Source organism: Planomonospora parontospora, assembly GCA_014647935.1.
In the GTDB taxonomy this organism is placed as follows: domain Bacteria; phylum Actinomycetota; class Actinomycetes; order Streptosporangiales; family Streptosporangiaceae; genus Planomonospora; species Planomonospora parontospora.
The window spans coordinates 151,412-167,556 of the sequence record BMQD01000007.1; the positions used below are offsets into that span (position 1 = coordinate 151,412).

Genomic DNA, 16,145 nt, shown 5'->3' on the forward strand with positions numbered 1-16,145 from the left:
GGAAGTAATTACGCCACACTGATGTTGTGAAATACGTGAACCGGATGCCGGACACTCGGGAGACCGCCGAAGCGCGGCATTCCGGCGTGCCCGCCGAGAGCGGCACGCGGGCGCGCGTCGCCCGGCTCATCCTGGAACACGGACCCATCACCGCCGCCGCCCTCGGCGAACGGCTCGGGCTCACCCCCGCCGCCGTCCGCCGCCACCTGGACGCGCTGCTCGCCGACGGGATGATCGAACCCCGTACGGCGCGGCCCCGCGGACAGCGTGGCCGGGGACGGCCGGCGAAACTGTTCGCCATCACCGACGCCGGGCGCAGCGCCTTCGAGCACGCCTACGACGGCCTGGCGGGGAGCGCGCTGCGCTTCCTCGCCGACCGCCTGGGCGAGGAGGCCGTGGCCGACTTCGCCCGGTCGCAGGTGTCCGGCCTGGTCGGCCGCCTGCGCCCCGGGATGGACGAGGTCCCCGCCGACCAGCGGGTCCGCGTCCTGGCCGAGGCGCTCTCGGCCGACGGCTACGCCGCCTCGGCGAGCAAGGCCGAGGTCGGCGGCGAGCAGCTGTGCCAGCACCACTGCCCGGTGGCGCACGTGGCGGCGGAGTTCCCGCAGCTGTGCGAGGCCGAGACGGAGGCGTTCGCGCAGATCCTCGGCACTCCCGTGCAGCGGCTCGCGACCATCGCCCACGGCGACGGAGTGTGCACCACCCACGTGAGTCCGCCCCGTCATAGAACGATCGACGAATCGAGCAAGGAGACCGGAAGGTGACTGTCACCGACCGCCCGGAGCTGGAAGGCCTCGGGAATTACAAGTTCGGCTGGGCCGACTCTGATGTGGCCGGCGCCGCCGCGAAGCGAGGCCTGTCGGAGGAGGTCGTCCGCAACATCTCCGCGCTCAAGAACGAGCCGGAGTGGATGCTGGACCTCCGTCTGAAGGGGCTGCGCCTCTTCGGCAAGAAGCCCATGCCCAACTGGGGTGCCGACCTCTCCGGCATCGACTTCGACAACATCAAGTACTTCGTGCGCTCCACCGAGAAGCAGGCGACCTCCTGGGACGAGCTGCCCGAGGACATCAAGAACACCTACGACAAGCTCGGCATCCCGGAGGCGGAGAAGCAGCGCCTCATCGCCGGCGTCGCCGCCCAGTACGAATCCGAGGTCGTCTACCACAAGATCCGTGAGGACCTCGAGGAGAAGGGCGTCATCTTCGTCGACACCGACACGGGCCTGCGCGAGCACGAGGAGCTCTTCAAGGAGTACTTCGGCTCGGTCATCCCGGTCGGCGACAACAAGTTCGCCGCGCTGAACACCGCCACCTGGTCCGGCGGCTCCTTCATCTACGTGCCGCCGAACGTCAACGTCGAGATCCCGCTCCAGGCCTACTTCCGGATCAACACCGAGAACATGGGCCAGTTCGAGCGGACCCTGATCATCGTGGACGAGAACTCCTACGTCCACTACGTCGAGGGCTGCACCGCGCCGATCTACTCCTCCGACTCGCTGCACAGCGCGGTCGTGGAGATCATCGTGAAGAAGGGCGCCCGCTGCCGCTACACGACCATCCAGAACTGGTCGAACAACGTCTACAACCTGGTCACCAAGCGCGCCGTGGCGTACGAGGGCGCGACCATGGAGTGGATCGACGGCAACATCGGTTCCAAGGTCACCATGAAGTACCCGGCCGTCTACCTGATGGGCGAGCACGCCAAGGGCGAGACGCTGAGCGTCGCCTTCTCCGGTGAGGGCCAGCACCAGGACGCCGGAGCCAAGATGGTGCACCTGGCTCCGCACACCTCCTCCACGGTCATCTCCAAGTCCGTCGCCCGTGGCGGCGGCCGCACCTCCTACCGGGGCCTGGTCCAGATCGAGGAGGGCGCGCACGGCAGCGCCAGCACGGTCAAGTGCGACGCGCTCCTGGTCGACCAGATCAGCCGCTCCGACACCTACCCCTACGTCGACGTCCGCGAGGACGATGTGTCGATGGGGCACGAGGCCACCGTCTCCAAGGTCTCCGACGACCAGCTCTTCTACCTGATGAGCCGCGGCCTGGGCGAGGACGAGGCGATGGCGATGATCGTGCGCGGCTTCGTCGAGCCGATCGCGCGCGAGCTGCCGATGGAGTACGCGCTGGAACTGAACCGCCTGATCGAGCTGCAGATGGAAGGGGCCGTCGGCTGATGGGCCTGGAAACCAAACCCCTGTCGAGCCTGCACGCGAAGTCGTCCTACGACCCGGCCGACTTCGAGGTTCCGACCGGCCGCGAGGAGGAGTGGCGCTTCACCCCGCTCTCGCGGCTGAAGGGCCTGCACGACGGCACCGCCGCCGCCTCCGGCAACGTGCTGGTGACCGTGGACGCGGCCCCCGAGGCCGTGGTGGAGACCGCGGGCCGCGGCGACGCCCGCATCGGCGCGGCCTACGTGCCGGCCGACCGGGTCAGCGCGCAGGCCTACGCCTCCTTCGAGAAGGCGACCGTGGTCACCTTCCCGCGCGAGGCGGTGGCCTCCGAGCCGACCGTGATCACCTTCACCGGCTCGGGCGAGGGCGCGGCCTTCGGCCACACCGTCGTCGTGCTGGAGCCGATGGCCGAGGCCGTCGTCGTGCTGGAGCACACCGGCAGCGCGGTCTACGCCGACAACGTCGAGTTCGTCGTCGGCGACGGCGCCACGCTGAAGGTCGTCAGCCTGCAGGACTGGGCCGACGACGCGGTGCACGTCTCCCACCACCACGCCCGGCTGGGCAGGGACGCGACCTTCCGCAGCTTCGCGGTCACGCTCGGCGGCGACCTGGTGCGGCTCTCGCCGTCGGTCGCCTACACCGCCCCCGGCGGCGACGCCGACCTGACCGGCCTGTACTTCGCGGACGCCGGCCAGCACCTGGAGCACCGCCTGCTGGTGGACCACTCTCAGCCCAACTGCAAGAGCAACGTGGTCTACAAGGGCGCGCTGCAGGGCGAGGGCGCCCACGCGGTCTGGATCGGCGACGTGATCATCCGGGTCGAGGCCGAGGGCACCGACACCTACGAGCTCAACCGCAACCTGCTGCTCACCGACGGCGCCCGCGCCGACTCGGTGCCGAACCTGGAGATCCTCACCGGTGAGGTCGCCGGAGCGGGCCACGCCAGCGCCTCCGGCCGGCTGGACGACGAGCACATCTTCTACCTGCAGGCCCGCGGCATCCCGTTCGACGAGGCCCGGCGCCTGGTCATCCGGGGCTTCTTCGCGCAGCTGCTGGAGAAGATCGAGCTCCCCGAGCTCCGCGAGCGCGTGTTCGCCAGGGTCGAGGCGGAGCTCGAGCGGTGACGTTCGAGACCGTCTGCAAGCTCGCCGACATCCCCGACGGGGGAGTGCTCGGCGTCGAGGTCGGCGACACCCCCGTCGCCCTGGTCCGCCAGGGCGGCGAGGTCCACGCGCTGCACGACGTGTGCTCCCACGCCGAGGTCAAGCTCAGCGAGGGAGAGGTCTACGACGGCACCCTGGAGTGCTGGCTGCACGGCTCGTGCTTCGACCTGCGCTCGGGCAAGCCCACCGGCCCGCCCGCCAACAAGCCCGTTCCCGTTTACCGAGTCAAGATCGACGGCGACGACGTCCTCGTCTCGCTCTCGAAGGAGTCATAGTGTCTGATTCGAGCCGAGTCCGCTCGGGGTCCACCCTTGAGATCCGTGACCTCCAGGTCGCCGTCGAGGACAAGCAGATCCTGCGCGGCGTCAACCTGACCGTGAAGGCCGGCGAGACCCACGCCATCATGGGCCCCAACGGCTCCGGCAAGTCCACGCTCGCCTACGCGATCGCCGGCCACCCGAAGTACACCATCACCGGCGGCCAGGTCCTGCTGGACGGCGTCGACCTGCTCGAGCTCTCGGTGGACGAGCGCGCCCGCGCCGGCCTGTTCCTCGCCATGCAGTACCCCGTCGAGGTCCCCGGCGTCTCCGTCTCCAACTTCCTGCGCTCGGCGGTCACCGCCGTGAACGGCGAGGCCCCCAAGCTCCGCCAGTTCGCCAAGGACCTGAAGGCCGGCATGGACGCCCTGTCCATCGACGCCGCCTTCGCCCAGCGCAACCTGAACGAGGGCTTCTCCGGCGGTGAGAAGAAGCGCCACGAGATCCTCCAGCTCGAGCTGCTCAAGCCGAAGATCGCCGTCCTCGACGAGACCGACTCCGGCCTGGACGTCGACGCCCTGCGCGTCGTCTCCGAGGGCATCAACCGCTTCCGCGCCTCCGGCGAGACCGGCGTGCTGCTGATCACCCACTACACCCGCATCCTGCGCTACGTGAAGCCGGACTTCGTCCACGTCTTCGCCGCCGGCCGGGTCGTCGAGGAGGGCGGTCCCGAGCTCGCCGACAAGCTCGAGGCGGAGGGCTACGAGGCGTACACCAAGGCCTCTGCGTGAGCGGATCGACAGGACGGGCGAGGACGCGGCGGTGACCGACGTGACGACGGCGACGACGACGGGGACGACGGGGACAGGGAGCGGTGAGCGGCCGGTGGGCACTCCTGCGTTCGACGTGGACAGGATCAGGAAGGACTTCCCGATCCTCTCCCGCGAGCTGCCCGGCGGCAGGCCGCTGGTCTACCTCGACTCGGGCAACTCCTCGCAGAAGCCCGTCCAGGTGATCGAGGCCATGCGCGAGCACCTGTCGATGCACTACGGCAACGTCGGCCGTGCCATGCACGCGCTGGGAGCCGAGTCCACCGAGGCCTACGAGGACGCCCGGGACAAGGTCGCCGCCTTCGTCGGCGCGCCGGACCGCGACGAGATCGTCTTCACCAAGAACGCCTCCGAGGCGCTCAACCTGGTGGCCCACGCCTTCGGCAACCCCACCAACTCCGACCCCAGGTTCACCCTGGGGCCCGGTGACGAGATCGTCATCTCGGAGATGGAGCACCACTCCAACATCGTGCCCTGGCAGATGCTGGCGGCGCGCACCGGTGCGACCCTGAAGTGGTTCCCCGTCACCGACGAGGGCCGCCTGGACCTGTCGGGCATCGAGGAGCTGGTCACCGAGCGCACGAAGATCGTTTCGGTCGCGCACCAGTCGAACGTGCTCGGCACGGTCAACCCCGTCGACCGGATCCTCGCCCGGGTCCGGCAGGTCGGCGCCCTGCTCATGCTGGACGCCTCCCAGTCGGTCCCGCACAAGCCGGTCGACGTGGCCGCGCTGGGCGTCGACTTCCTGGCGTTCACCGGGCACAAGGCCGTCGGCCCCTCCGGGATCGGCGTGCTGTGGGCCCGCGCGGAACTGCTGGAGGCCATGCCCCCGTTCCTGGGCGGCGGCGAGATGATCGAGGCGGTCTGGATGGACCGCTCGACCTACGCGCCTGCGCCGCACAAGTTCGAGGCGGGCACCCCGCCGATCGTCGAGGCCGTCGGTCTCGGCGCCGCGGTGGACTACCTGTCCGCGGTCGGTCTGGACGCGGTGGCCCGCCACGAGCGCGAGCTGACCGCCTACGCCCTCCAGGCGCTGCGCGAGCTGCCCGGCCTGAAGGTGATCGGGCCGGAGGACCTGGAGGACCGGGGCGGCACGGTCTCCTTCACCCTGCAGGGCGTCCACCCGCACGACGTCGGCCAGATCCTGGACGACGAGTTCGGCGTGGCCGTGCGGGTGGGGCACCACTGCGCCCGCCCCCTCCACCTGAGGTTCGGGATCCCCGCCACCACGCGGGCGTCCTTCTACCTGTACAACACAACGGCCGAGATCGACGCCCTGGTCCGCGGCCTCCACCACGTGCAGAAGGTGTTCGCCTAGTCATGCCGGTGCAGCCGAACCGGTGGGCCGGCGGCCTGTCGTGCGCAGCGAACGAGAAGGTGAGCGCGACTCCATGATCGCCGAGTCCATGTACCAGGAGCTGATCCTGGAGCACTACAAGCACCCGCAGGGGCGCGGTCTGCGCGACCCCTTCGACGCCGAGGTCCACCACGTGAACCCGACCTGCGGCGACGAGATCACCATGCGGGTCAAGCTGGGCGACGGGGGCAAGGTCGAGGACGTCTCCTACGACGGCCAGGGCTGCTCGATCAGCCAGGCCGCCGCCTCGGTCCTGCACGAGCTGGCCACCGGGTCGACCGTGGAGGAGACGCTGGCGGTGGTGGACGAGTTCACCCGGCTGATGCAGGGCAGGGGCAAGGTGGAGGCCGACGAGGACGTGCTGGGCGACGCGGTGGCGTTCGCCGGGGTCGCCAAGTTCCCGGCCCGGGTGAAGTGCGCGCTGCTGGCCTGGATGGCCTACAAGGACGCGGTCGCGAGGAGCGCGTGACCATGAGCGAGCCAGTCACGAACAGGGGAGTCCGTCTCTTTCGGACACCGGAGAAGGAGGCCCGATGAGCAGGCCCGTGGAGACGCCCACCGGGGCGTCGTACGACGGGGAGACGACCCTTGACGAGGTCATGGAGGCCCTCAAGGACGTCGTGGACCCCGAGCTCGGGATCAACGTGGTGGACCTCGGCCTGATCTACGGGGTCAACCTCGACCCCGCGGAGGCCGGGGCGCCGCCGGTCGCGACCATCGACATGACGCTGACCAGCGCGGCCTGCCCGCTGACCGACGTCATCGAGGAGCAGGCGCACTCGGCGCTGGACGGCATGGTCTCCGACGTGAAGATCAACTGGGTCTGGCTCCCGCCGTGGGGACCCGACAAGATCACCGACGAGGGCCGTGACCAGCTCCGGATGCTCGGTTTCAACGTCTGAGCGACCTCGTCTCCGGTACGGCTCGCGGCTTCCGGGTTGCGGGCCGTACCGAAATGTGTGAGAGAATGCCATGCGCCGGGAAGAAACGCCCGGTGCGGAGCGTTGTCTCCACCGACGGACAAGCGTTCGCCCTCAATGGCGAGCGCCCCGACCGCCCCGGCACTGCGAACGCCGGGAATGCTTGATCGTGGTTTGACTGCGTGCGGGTAAGCTACACCCGCCCCGTGCGGTGCGCCTCGACTTGCACCGCACCACCGCCCCTCCGAAGTGGGCGTCGATCGAGCGCGGCCTCACGGCCGCGCGCTCCAGGCTCGTCCTTTCGCAGAAGTGACGTGCCCCGTTCTTCTACCGAAAGGCACGAGTCTTCGTGACCATGCTTGACGCTGCCCTGCCCGAGAACATCGATGTCATCGAGATCCCCGAGATCCCCGACGGCGTCTCCGAGTTCATTCTCCTCGGCCTGCCGAAGCCCCTGGTGACCGGCCTGTCCCGGCAGGGCATCGACAGCCCCTTCCCGATCCAGCGCGCCACCATCCCCGACATCCTGTCGGGCAAGGACGTGCTCGGACGCGGCCAGACCGGGTCCGGCAAGACGCTGGCCTTCGGCCTGCCCATGATGGCCCGCATCGCCGGGCGCAAGGCCCGCCCGGGCCACCCGCTCGCCGTCGTCCTGGTGCCGACCCGCGAGCTGGCCATGCAGGTCACCGACGCGCTCGAGCCCCTCGGCCGCGGCCTGTCCCTGCGGATGAAGACCGTCGTCGGCGGCATGTCCATGGGCCGCCAGATCGAGGCGCTGCGCCGCGGCGTCGAGGTCGTCGTGGCGACGCCCGGCCGGCTGACCGACCTGATCCAGCAGGGCGAGTGCACGCTGGACGAGGTCCAGGTGAGCATCCTGGACGAGGCCGACCACATGTGCGACCTCGGCTTCTTCCCGGTGGTCAGCGCGATCCTGCAGCAGACCCCGGCCGACAGCCAGCGGCTGCTGTTCTCCGCCACCCTCGACGGCGACGTGGACAAGCTCGTCCGGCGCTTCCTGACCGACCCGGTCACCCACTCGATGGCCCCGGCGGCCTCCTCGGTGGACACCATGGAGCACCACGTCCTGGAGGTGCACCGCGACGACAAGTTCCCGGTGACCGCCGAGATCGCCAACCGCGAGGGCAGGACGATCATCTTCGTCCGCACCCAGCACGGGGTGGACCGCCTGTGCAAGCAGTTCGCCCAGGTGGGCATCAAGGCCGGCGGCCTGCACGGCGGCAAGCGCCAGAACCAGCGCACCCGCATCCTGGCGGAGTTCAAGGAAGGTGCGATCAACGTCCTGGTCTGCACCGACGTCGCGGCCCGCGGCATCCACGTCGACAACATCAGCCTCGTGCTGCACGTCGACCCGCCGCAGGACCACAAGAGCTACCTGCACCGCGGCGGCCGTACGGCCCGCGCCGGGGAGAAGGGCACCGTCATGACGCTGGTGCTCCCCAACGAGCGCCGCTCCACCGACGCGATGACCCGCCGCGCGGGCATCAAGCCGTTCCGCCTCAAGGCCACCCCCGGCCACCCGCGCCTGGAGGAGATCGCCGGAGCCCGGCGGCCCAGCGGCGAGCCGATCCCGGTCTGGGAGCCCGCGGCCCCCGTGACCAAGCAGCGTCAGCGCCGTGAGGGCTTCGGCGGCGGCGGTGGCCGCGGCCCGCGCCGGTTCCGCGGGTCCGAGGGCGAGGGCCGTCCGGCCCGCGAGCGCTCCTTCGGCGACGACAACCGCGGCGGCGAGCGCGGCGGCGACCGTCCTTCCGGCGGCTACCGAGGCGGCGACCGTCCTTCCGGCGGCTACCGGGGCGGCGACCGTCCCTCCGGCGGCGGCTACCGTTCCGAGCGTCCGGCGGGCGAGCGCGACTCCTTCCGCGGCGACCGCCCTTCGGGCGGCTACCGGGGCGGCGAGCGGCGTGAGCCGTTCCGCTCCGACCGCCCGGCCGAGGGCGGCTACCGCAGCGAGCCGTTCCGCGGCGACCGTCCCTCCGGCGGCGGTTACCGCAGTGAGCCGTTCCGTTCGGACCGCCCCGCAGGCCAGGGCGAGTTCCGCGGCGGCGAGCGCCGCTCGGAGCGCTCCGGCGGCGGCTTCCGCGGCGGGCGCGGCGACCACTCCGGCGGCTCACGCTACGGCCGCTGATCACCGCATGATCCAGTGATCACCGCATGACCTCGTGAAGGGCCGGTACGGCATCGCCGTACCGGCCCTTCCGCATGTCCGGAGTCCCGGCCGCCGCACGGTCATCGCGCGGCGGCCGGCCTGCCCGGTGCCGGGGTTCCCGCCAGGGGATCCTTCCGGGCCTCGACCCGAGGACGGGGGAAGTCGTTCAAGGGCGGGGCTCAGCCGGCCGGGGGCGGGGCGGTGCTGCCCCGGGGGACGAGCCGGGCCGCCTCGTCCTCGAAGGCCTCGGCCTCCTCACCGGCGATCAGCGCCAGCAGGGTCCGCGCGGCCTGGGCGCCGTAGGAGGGGATGTCGCGGGTCAGCGCGGTCAGGGCGGGCCGTACGACCTGGGAGAGCGGCGAGTCGTCCCATGCCACGACGGACAGGTCCCCCGGCACGTCGAGCCGCATCTCCTGGGCCACCGACAGGCCGGCCACGGCCATGATGTCGTTGTCGTAGACGATCGCGGTCGGCCGGGAGGGGGAGCTGACCAGGCGCCGGGTGGCGCGCGCGCCCTCCTCCCCGGTGTAGTCGGTGTGCGTGATGGTGTACGCGGTCAAGCCGAGATCCTCGCAGGCGGTGATGAACGCCTGGTCGCGCAGGACGGTGTGGACCAGCTCGGGCAGCCCGGCGACCCGGGCGATCCTGCGGTGCCCGAGCGCCACGAGGTACTCGACGGCCTCGCGGACGGCGGCGGTGTCGTCGGACCAGACGGGCACCAGCGAGCCGGCCTCCGATGGGTGGCCGACCACCACGGCGGGCAGGCCGAGGTCCTCCAGCTCGGTGATGCGCGGGTCGGAGAAGCGCAGGTCGACCAGGATCGCCCCGTCCACCCGGCGCTCGCCCCACCAGCGGCGGTAGACCTCCATCTCCTGCCCGGGGTCGGCCACCACCTGGAGCATCAGCGCGTACGACCGGGCGGAGAGCTCGCCCTCGATCCCGCTGATCAGCTCCATGTAGAACGGTTCCACGCCCAGGATGCGGGCCGGGCGGCAGACGGTCAGGCCGACGCTGTTGGCCCGCGCGCCGTTTAGCGCCCGCGCCGCGCTGTTGGGCCGCCAGCCGATCTCCTCGGCGATGGCCTTGATGAGGGCGCGCTTGGCGTCGGAGACCCCCGGGCGGCCGTTGAGCGCGTAGGAGACCGCCACCTTGGAGACGCCCGCCTGACGGGCGATGTCGGCGATCGTCGGTCGCTTCACCGAGCCCCCTGATTGAACCGGTTAGCCACTGTGTCGAGCCGACCTTACCGCCTGGGCGCAACCCCGGACGCCGTCGGTCCGTGACAGCGGCGGGTTCCCCAGGTCACCCTGCCGGTACCTGCGGCTTCGGTCGCCCCTCGGAGGAGGAGGCCATGTCGGTGGGAAAGCCGCAGAGCCGTACGTATCGAACACGTCACGGCTATTGACGCCGGGGTTACGTGGAATTTACGTTCGCCGTACTTATCCGGTTCAGTTAAGTCTGGCGGAGCGGGGCGCGGGCGGCCGGTCGGCACGGCGCGTCGCGGCACGCCGGCGGCGGCCGGCTCGAGAGCGGGGTGTGCCTGCCCCGCAACCAATGGGAGCGCTCCCAGGTCCGGAGGGACACGTCCCTCCGGACCTCTCTATCGGGGTCTGTGACGACGTTCGGACCTCCGCCGCACCGGCGGGGGAAGGAGAAACGCAATGCGAAACCGGATGCGGATCGTTGTTCCGCTCCTGGCGGTCGGCCTGGCCGCCGCGTGTTCGAGCGGTGGGTCCACGCCGGCCCCGCAGGGCTCCCAGGCGGGGAGCGCCCCCGCGGCCGCCCCGGGCGACGGCGGCGCGCTGCCCCGCAACGAGACGCTGTACACCAGCGGCACGCAGTGGGGCCCGCCGGCGAACTTCAACCCCCTGCGCGAGTGGGACTACGCGACCGGAACCGAGGGCCTCGTCTACGAGTCGCTGTTCCACTTCGACGGCAACGCCGGGAAGCTGGTCCCGTGGCTGGCCCAGAGCGGCACCTGGGTCGATGACAAGACCTACGAGCTGAAGCTCCGCCAGGGCGTCACCTGGTCGGACGGCAAGCCGTTCACGGCCAAGGACGTCGTCTTCACCTTCGAGCTCGGCAAGATGGAGACGGTCCCCTACCACAACATCTGGGAGTGGCTGGAGAAGGCCGAGGCGGTCGACGACCAGACCGTGAAGTTCACCTTCTCCAAGGCCAACTACCAGGAGTGGGACTTCCAGATGTACAGCCGGGCGATCGTCCCGCAGCACGTCTGGCAGGGCCGCTCCGAGCAGGAGGTGCTGGACGGCAAGAACGAGAACCCCGTCGGCACCGGCGCCTACACCTACAAGAGCCACGACCAGGACCGCGTCGTCTGGCAGCGTCGCGACGACTGGTGGGGCAAGACCGGGCTGAACATGGAGCCCAAGCCGAAGTACATCGTCGACATCGTCAACTCCAGCAACGAGGTGGCGATGGGCCTGCTGCTGCAGAAGGGCATGGACCTCAGCAACAACTTCCTGCCCGGCGCGGCCAATCTGGTCAAGGGCAACTTCGGCATCACCACCTACTACCCCGAGCCGCCGTACATGCTCTCGGCCAACACCGCCTTCCTGGTGCTGAACACCACCAAGAAGCCGATGGACGACCCGGCGTTCCGCAAGGCGCTCGCCAGCTCGATCGACACCAAGAAGATCGTCGAGGGCGTCTACGGCAACCTGGTCAAGGCGGCCAGCCCCACCGGCCTGCTGCCCCAGTGGGAGCAGTACATCGACCAGCAGGTCGTCGCCGACAAGGGCTTCTCCTTCGACACCGCCAAGGCCAAGAAGCTGCTGGCCGACGCGGGCTACAAGGACTCCGACGGCGACGGGTTCGTGGAGAACAAGGACGGCTCGAAGATCGAGCTGGACATCATCGTCCCGTCGGGCTGGACCGACTGGATGGAGTCGATCCGGGTCATCGCCGCCAGCGCCAAGGAGTCGGGGATCAACATCACCCCCGACTTCCCGGACTTCAACGCCCTGGTGGACAAGCGCAGCAAGGGCGACTTCGACATGCTGATCAACAACGAGCGGCAGCTGTCGAACACCCCCTGGACGTACTACGACTACATGTTCCAGCTCCCGGTGCGGAAGACGCAGAACACCGTCAACTTCGGCCGGTACGAGAACAAGGACGTCTGGAAGCTCATCCAGGAGCTCGACCAGGTCAAGACCGACGATGTCGAGGGCATGAAGCAGGTCATGTCCAAGATCCAGGCGATCCACCTGGACGAGATGCCGATCATCCCGCTCTGGTACAACGGCCTGTGGTCGCAGGTGAGCAACGCCTCCTGGACCAACTGGCCCTCCTCGGTCGGCGACACGCCCAAGACCCCGCCGACGATGTGGCGCAACTGGCTGGAGCTGGGCGGCTTCGAGACGCTCACGCAGATCAAGCCGGCCTCCTGACCGGATGAGCACCGGCCCCCTTCCCCCGCCGGGCGGCGAGGGGAAGGGGGCCCTCTGGGAGGGTTCCCCTTGCGTCAATACTTCGGTCGGAAACTGCTGGTCTACGGCCTGACGTTCTTCGTCGCCGTCACGATCAACTGGATGGTCCCGCGCTTCATGCCCGGCGACCCGGTCTCGAGCATGGTGGCCCGGGCAGGGGTGAGCAACCCCGGCGCCGTGGAGACCATGCGCACCTACTACACCAACCTCTTCGGCTTCGACCAGCCGCTGTGGAAGCAGTACGCGAACTTCTGGGCGGCCCTGTTCCAGGGCGACTTCGGCATCAGCATCTGGGTGTTCCCCACCCCGGTGAGCGAGGTCATCATGGGCGCGGTGCCGTACACGCTGGGGCTGATGATCCCCTCGGTGCTGCTGAGCTGGGTGGTGGGCAACTGGGCCGGCGCCTTCGCCGCGCGGCGCAGGCTGCTGGACAACACGGTGCTGCCGGTCGGCTACGTCCTGACCGCCATGCCGTACATGTGGCTGGCGGTGCTGCTGGCCTGGGGCCTGGGGGTCGTGGCGGGGGTCTTCCCGGTCGCCGGCGGCTACAGCTTCTCGCTGCAGCCCAGCCTGTCGGTGGAGTTCGTCGCCGACCTGCTGCACCACTGGGTGCTGCCGTTCCTCTCGCTCTTCCTCGTCGCGCTGGGCGGGTGGGCGATCGGCATGCGCAACATGATCATCTATGAGCTGGAGTCGGACTACTCCAACTACCTGTCCGCTCTGGGGGCCCCGCAGCGGCTGATCCGCCGCTACGCCTTCCGCAACGCGGTGCTGCCCCAGATCACCGGCCTGGCCCTGCAACTGGGCGTGCTGGTGGCCGGAGCCCTGGTCACCGAGATCGTCTTCTCCTATCCGGGGCTGGGCAGCCTCATCCTCAAGGCCATCCAGAACCAGGACTTCTTCCTGCTCCAGGGCACCTTCATGTTCATCGTCCTCGGCGTGCTGATCGCCAACTTCATCATCGACATCGTCTACGTCGTGGTCGATCCGCGGACGCGGGCCGGAATGGCGGGTGCGCAGGCATGACGGCGATCCAGGAGACCCCCGCCCAGGACGTCGCCGCCGGCGCCGGGGTGCGCCGCGAGGCGCTGTACTTCGCGGTGCGCAACGGCAAGCTGCTGGTCGGCTTCGGCATCGCGTTCCTGCTCTTCCTGCTCGGCTTCGCCGGCCCGCTGGTGCTGGACGCCGTCGACCCCAACGCGTACGGCACCAAGCCCATGTCGCCGCCCTCGGGCGAGCACTGGTTCGGCACGACGACATTCGGCCAGGACGTGTTCTCGCAGTTCGTGTACGGCCTGCAGACCACCTTCATCGTGGGCGCGCTCGGCGGCGGCATCGCGGCGGTCATCGCGATGGCGGTCGGCTTCACCGCCGGCTACCGGGGCGGGCTGGTCGACGAGATCCTCAACATGTTCACCAACATCGTCCTGGTCATCCCGACGCTGGCCGTACTGCTGATCATCAACGCCTACCTGGGCGTGCGCAGCGTCCCCGCCCAGGCCCTGTTCATCGGCCTCACCTCGTGGCCGTGGGCGGCGCGGGCGATCCGGGCGCAGACGTTCTCGCTGCGCACCCGGGACTTCGTGGCGCTGGCCAGGCTCAGCGGCTCGAGCACGCGGAAGATCATCATGCGCGAGATCGCGCCGAACATGAGCTCCTACCTGTTCATGATGTTCATCCTGCTGTTCGGCGGTTCGATCCTGATCGCGTCCTCGCTCGACTTCATCGGCCTCGGCCCCACCGAGGGCATCTCGCTCGGGCTGATGCTGCAGAACGCCAACCAGTGGAGCGCGATGCAGCTGGGCATGTGGTGGTGGTTCCTGCCCCCGGGCGCCGGGATCACCGCGATCGTCGGCGCCCTGTACGTGGCCAACGTCGGGCTCGACGAGGTCTTCAACCCGAAACTGAGGGAGACATGAGTCTGCGGGTCAGCGAGCTGAGGGTGTACTACCGGACCCTCAAGGGCGACGTGAAGGCGCTCGACGACGTCTCCTTCACGATGCGGGACGGGGAGATCCTCGGCCTGGCGGGGGAGTCGGGCTGCGGCAAGACGACCCTGGGCAAGAGCCTCATCCGGATGGACGGCCGGATGCGGCACATGGGCGGCACGGTGGAGCTCGACGGCCGCGAGCTGCCCATCGGCGACGACCGGCGGATGAACGAGTTCCGCTTCCACGAGGTCTCCCTCATCCCGCAGTACTCGATGAGCGCGATGAACCCGACCCGCAAGATCGGGAAGATGGTGGGCGAGCTGCTCGGGTCCCGGGGCGTGGCCCTGGACCGGGCCGAGCTGGAGTCCCGTCTCGACCTGGTCGAGCTGCCGCGCAAGGTGCTGGACAACTACCCCATCGAGCTGTCCGGCGGCATGAAGCAGCGGATGGTCATGGTCATCTCCACGCTGCTCAACCCGTCGCTGCTCATCGCCGACGAGGTCACCTCCGCACTCGACGTGTCCACGCAGAAGGCGGTCGCCAAGGCCCTGATCGGCTTCCGCGACGCCGGGTTCGTCAAGAGCATGATCTTCGTCACCCACGACCTCGCGCTCACGTCCCACATCGCGGACACGATCATGGTCATGTACGCGGGGAAACTCGCCGAGAAGGCGCCCGCCAAGGTCATGGTCACGGCGCCGCGCCACCCGTACACCAAGCTCCTGATCAACTCGCTGCCCGAGGTCGGCGTGCGCCACGCCGACAAGAAGCTGTCCGGCATCGCCGGCAGTCCGCCCTCGCTGCTCGACCCGCCGGCCGGCTGCCGCTTCCGGGCCCGCTGCCCGGTGGCCGGCGACGAGTGCGGGCAGGAACCACCCGTGGTCGAGGTCGAGCCCGATCACTTCGTCGCGTGCTGGAAGGCATGATGCTGCAACTCGACAACGTCACGAAGGTCTACAAGGTCGGCGCGTTCGGCGGGAAGACCTTCGCGGCCGTGGACGGCGTGAGCTTCGACGTGCGCTCCGGCGAGGTCGTCTCCCTCATCGGGGAGAGCGGCAGCGGCAAGAGCACGATCGGCAAGATGATCCTCGGCCTCACCTCGGTCACCGCCGGCTCGATCACCGTCGACGGCGTACCGGTCAAGGCCGCCAAGGAGTACTACCGGCACGTGCAGGGCGTCTTCCAGGACCCCTTCAGCTGCTACAACCCGGTGTTCAAGGCCGACCGCGTCTTCCAGCTGATCAAGGAGTCCTACTACCCGCAGGTCTCCGCCGCCGAGTGGGACGGGCGCGTGCGCTCCGCCATCCAGGACGTCCGGCTCGACCCCGGCCAGGTCCTCGGCCGGTACCCCCACCAGCTCAGCGGCGGCCAGCTGCAGCGCCTGCTCATCGCGCGGGCGCTGCTGCTGGACATCAAGCTGCTGGTCGCCGACGAGATCACCAGCATGCTCGACGCCTCGACCCGCATCGACGTGCTCAACCTGCTGGCCGAACTCAAGGAGCGCGGCCTCGGCGTGCTGTACGTGACCCACGACCTGTCGCTCGGCAACTACCTGGCCGAGCGCACCGTCGTGCTGCGCAACGGCACGGTGGTCGAGATGGGGCTGACCGACAAGGTCTTCGGCGACCCGCTGCACCCCTACACCCGCAAGCTGCTGGCCGCCGTGCCCCGGCTGAACGCCCCCTGGGAGGACGCCGAGCCGACGGACACCTGCCGCTACCACGCCGGCGGGGCGTCCGGCGCGCTGTTCGAGGCGGACGCGGACCACTTCGTGGCGTGCGCCCGGCTCGACGGCTGCCCCCGATGACGGTCCCCGCGACGGTCCGGGTGACGTGACGGTCCCCGCGACGGTCCGGGCGACGGACGATCCGGGTGATGTGACGGTCCGGGCGACGGTTACG

15 protein-coding genes are annotated in these 16,145 nt (G+C 69.6%); 14 read left to right on the top strand and 1 reads right to left on the bottom strand.

The window, feature by feature from the left end; translation table 11 throughout:
* Positions 1–44: 44 nt before the first annotated feature.
* The 9 genes from IEZ07_RS13305 (at position 45) to IEZ07_RS13345 (ending at position 8,840) form a co-directional block, all read left to right on the top strand.
* Positions 45–764 (top strand): helix-turn-helix transcriptional regulator, encoded by a 720-nt coding sequence (locus tag IEZ07_RS13305; protein ID WP_191895040.1) that lies wholly within the window; start codon positions 45–47, stop codon positions 762–764.
* A complete protein-coding gene (sufB, locus tag IEZ07_RS13310) occupies positions 761–2,173 on the top strand; it encodes a Fe-S cluster assembly protein SufB (protein WP_191895041.1) in 1,413 nt (470 codons plus the stop codon). Before IEZ07_RS13305 ends, sufB begins: the two co-directional genes overlap by 4 nt.
* Complete coding sequence (gene sufD, locus IEZ07_RS13315; protein WP_191895042.1) at positions 2,173–3,294, top strand: Fe-S cluster assembly protein SufD; 1,122 nt, start codon at positions 2,173–2,175, stop codon at positions 3,292–3,294. Before sufB ends, sufD begins: the two co-directional genes overlap by 1 nt.
* Positions 3,291–3,608: a Rieske (2Fe-2S) protein gene (locus IEZ07_RS13320; RefSeq protein ID WP_068899209.1), complete on the top strand. Its 318-nt coding sequence runs from the start codon at positions 3,291–3,293 to the stop codon at positions 3,606–3,608. Before sufD ends, IEZ07_RS13320 begins: the two co-directional genes overlap by 4 nt.
* Before the next feature lie 41 nt (positions 3,609–3,649).
* Complete coding sequence (gene sufC / locus IEZ07_RS13325) at positions 3,650–4,381, top strand: Fe-S cluster assembly ATPase SufC (protein WP_204054355.1); 732 nt, start codon at positions 3,650–3,652, stop codon at positions 4,379–4,381.
* 94 nt (positions 4,382–4,475) lie between these two features.
* Positions 4,476–5,738 (top strand): cysteine desulfurase, encoded by a 1,263-nt coding sequence (locus IEZ07_RS13330; protein WP_191895169.1) that lies wholly within the window; start codon positions 4,476–4,478, stop codon positions 5,736–5,738.
* A gap of 73 nt (positions 5,739–5,811) precedes the next feature.
* On the top strand, positions 5,812–6,246 hold the full coding sequence (gene sufU, locus IEZ07_RS13335) for a Fe-S cluster assembly sulfur transfer protein SufU (RefSeq protein ID WP_068899213.1): 435 nt from the start codon (positions 5,812–5,814) through the stop codon (positions 6,244–6,246).
* 64 nt (positions 6,247–6,310) lie between these two features.
* Positions 6,311–6,679, top strand: coding sequence for a metal-sulfur cluster assembly factor (locus IEZ07_RS13340; protein ID WP_068899216.1), 369 nt, complete (start codon positions 6,311–6,313; stop codon positions 6,677–6,679).
* A 373-nt stretch (positions 6,680–7,052) separates the two neighbouring features.
* Complete coding sequence (locus IEZ07_RS13345) at positions 7,053–8,840, top strand: DEAD/DEAH box helicase (RefSeq protein ID WP_191895044.1); 1,788 nt, start codon at positions 7,053–7,055, stop codon at positions 8,838–8,840.
* A 200-nt stretch (positions 8,841–9,040) separates the two neighbouring features.
* On the opposite strand, the gene IEZ07_RS13350 is transcribed toward IEZ07_RS13345, so the two are convergent.
* The gene (locus tag IEZ07_RS13350; RefSeq protein WP_191895045.1) at positions 9,041–10,060 is read right to left on the bottom strand and encodes a LacI family DNA-binding transcriptional regulator; all 1,020 of its coding nucleotides are present in this window, start codon (positions 10,058–10,060) and stop codon (positions 9,041–9,043) included.
* Between the two features lie 462 nt (positions 10,061–10,522).
* Between IEZ07_RS13350 and IEZ07_RS13355 the strand changes: the two genes are divergently transcribed.
* The 5 genes from IEZ07_RS13355 (at position 10,523) to IEZ07_RS13375 (ending at position 16,051) form a co-directional block, all read left to right on the top strand.
* The gene (locus tag IEZ07_RS13355; protein WP_191895046.1) at positions 10,523–12,274 is read left to right on the top strand and encodes an ABC transporter substrate-binding protein; all 1,752 of its coding nucleotides are present in this window, start codon (positions 10,523–10,525) and stop codon (positions 12,272–12,274) included.
* 69 nt (positions 12,275–12,343) lie between these two features.
* Positions 12,344–13,339, top strand: a complete 996-nt coding sequence (locus IEZ07_RS13360; protein WP_191895047.1) for an ABC transporter permease — start codon at positions 12,344–12,346, stop codon at positions 13,337–13,339.
* On the top strand, positions 13,336–14,232 hold the full coding sequence (locus IEZ07_RS13365) for an ABC transporter permease (RefSeq protein WP_191895048.1): 897 nt from the start codon (positions 13,336–13,338) through the stop codon (positions 14,230–14,232). Before IEZ07_RS13360 ends, IEZ07_RS13365 begins: the two co-directional genes overlap by 4 nt.
* Positions 14,229–15,170, top strand: a complete 942-nt coding sequence (locus tag IEZ07_RS13370) for an ABC transporter ATP-binding protein (RefSeq protein WP_191895049.1) — start codon at positions 14,229–14,231, stop codon at positions 15,168–15,170. The genes IEZ07_RS13365 and IEZ07_RS13370 overlap by 4 nt, the downstream gene beginning before the upstream one ends.
* Positions 15,170–16,051 carry an ATP-binding cassette domain-containing protein gene (locus IEZ07_RS13375; RefSeq protein WP_191895170.1) on the top strand — a complete coding sequence of 294 codons (882 nt, stop codon included), beginning with the start codon at positions 15,170–15,172 and terminating at the stop codon, positions 16,049–16,051. Before IEZ07_RS13370 ends, IEZ07_RS13375 begins: the two co-directional genes overlap by 1 nt.
* Positions 16,052–16,145: the final 94 nt, after the last annotated feature.

Coding starts and splice junctions, on each gene's coding strand:
- IEZ07_RS13305 (WP_191895040.1), top strand. CDS start 45: ATGCCGGACACTCGGGAGACCGCCGAAGCGCGGCATTCCGGCGTGCCC.
- sufD (WP_191895042.1), top strand. CDS start 2,173: ATGGGCCTGGAAACCAAACCCCTGTCGAGCCTGCACGCGAAGTCGTCC.
- sufU (WP_068899213.1), top strand. CDS start 5,812: ATGATCGCCGAGTCCATGTACCAGGAGCTGATCCTGGAGCACTACAAG.
- IEZ07_RS13340 (WP_068899216.1), top strand. CDS start 6,311: ATGAGCAGGCCCGTGGAGACGCCCACCGGGGCGTCGTACGACGGGGAG.
- IEZ07_RS13345 (WP_191895044.1), top strand. CDS start 7,053: ATGCTTGACGCTGCCCTGCCCGAGAACATCGATGTCATCGAGATCCCC.
- IEZ07_RS13355 (WP_191895046.1), top strand. CDS start 10,523: ATGCGAAACCGGATGCGGATCGTTGTTCCGCTCCTGGCGGTCGGCCTG.
- IEZ07_RS13365 (WP_191895048.1), top strand. CDS start 13,336: ATGACGGCGATCCAGGAGACCCCCGCCCAGGACGTCGCCGCCGGCGCC.
- IEZ07_RS13370 (WP_191895049.1), top strand. CDS start 14,229: ATGAGTCTGCGGGTCAGCGAGCTGAGGGTGTACTACCGGACCCTCAAG.
- IEZ07_RS13375 (WP_191895170.1), top strand. CDS start 15,170: ATGCTGCAACTCGACAACGTCACGAAGGTCTACAAGGTCGGCGCGTTC.